The organism is Cohnella fermenti, assembly GCF_004801405.1.
In the GTDB taxonomy this organism is placed as follows: domain Bacteria; phylum Bacillota; class Bacilli; order Paenibacillales; family Paenibacillaceae; genus Cohnella; species Cohnella fermenti.
The window spans coordinates 1-1,022 of sequence record NZ_SSOB01000109.1 but is presented as its reverse complement, the minus strand read 5'-3'; the positions used below and the strand labels follow the sequence as shown (position 1 = coordinate 1,022).

The window sequence follows — 1,022 nt, the reverse complement described above, 5'->3', positions numbered from 1 at the left end:
CCGCCTCAAGATGAGATTTCCCAGTACGTAAGACCCCTGGAAGAACACCAGGTAGATAGGCTCGGGGTGGAAGCGCGGCAACGTGTGGAGCTGACGAGTACTAATCGGTCGAGGGCTTATCCTAAGAAGCAGACGCAAGGCAGGAAGAGGATTCTAAATACACGCTAACTCGTTTCGTATCCGGTTATCAAGGCGCAAGCTTTGAGACAACCTAAGCTTGTCCGAGGACAAGCGTCTGTGATGTGGCGGCGTAGCTCAGCTGGCTAGAGCGTTCGGTTCATACCCGAAAGGTCGGGGGTTCGATCCCCTTCGCCGCTACCAACTCACTTGATCTGCAATTCCTCCCATGGAGGCTTAGCTCAGCCGGGAGAGCATCTGCCTTACAAGCAGAGGGTCGGGGGTTCGATCCCCTCAGCCTCCACCATTCAGATTCACAGCATCACCCTTCGCGGAGCCGTGGTGTAGAGGCCTAACATGCCTGCCTGTCACGCAGGAGACCGCGGGTTCGAATCCCGTCGGCTCCGCCATTTCCATTAACATCAGAACTGAATATGAGGCTCGGTAGCTCAGTTGGTAGAGCAGAGGACTGAAAATCCTCGTGTCGGCGGTTCGATTCCGTCCCGAGCCACCATTGTATTCCCCGGTATAGGCTACTCTTAAGTTGCGCAAGCTACCGGCGGGGCGCATGGAGGGTTAGCGAAGTGGCCAAACGCGGGAGACTGTAAATCTCTTCCTCACGGTTCGGTGGTTCGAATCCATCACCCTCCACCAATCCACCCCGAGCCATTAGCTCAGTCGGTAGAGCACCTGACTTTTAATCAGGGTGTCGAAGGTTCGAGTCCTTCATGGCTCACCAGTTTAAATGACAACAGACGTTATGACGTCTGTTTTTTTGATTTATAGGCTTTAGCCTGTTGAGTGCGTGAAACGCGCGAAACAAAAAACCACCCGCTATGCGGGTGGAGGGAACGAGGGTTTGACCACCAAGACCATTCCGATAAAATTGAGATGTTCAGGCTCAA

Annotated in this window: 6 tRNA genes and 1 rRNA gene; all 7 read left to right on the top strand. The window is 53.8% G+C overall.

Annotated features, from left to right (window positions below):
- Nucleotides 1-124, top strand: a 23S ribosomal RNA gene (locus E6C55_RS33200); the annotation flags it as partial.
- A gap of 120 nt (nt 125-244) precedes the next feature.
- A tRNA-Met gene (locus E6C55_RS33195) sits at nt 245-321 on the top strand.
- Between the two features lie 27 nt (nt 322-348).
- Nucleotides 349-424 (top strand) — tRNA-Val (locus tag E6C55_RS33190).
- 26 nt (nt 425-450) lie between these two features.
- Nucleotides 451-527, top strand: a tRNA-Asp gene (locus E6C55_RS33185).
- A 28-nt stretch (nt 528-555) separates the two neighbouring features.
- Nucleotides 556-631, top strand: a tRNA-Phe gene (locus tag E6C55_RS33180).
- Nucleotides 632-687: 56 nt separating this feature from the next.
- Nucleotides 688-771 (top strand) — tRNA-Tyr (locus E6C55_RS33175).
- A gap of 9 nt (nt 772-780) precedes the next feature.
- Nucleotides 781-856, top strand: a tRNA-Lys gene (locus tag E6C55_RS33170).
- Nucleotides 857-1,022: the final 166 nt, after the last annotated feature.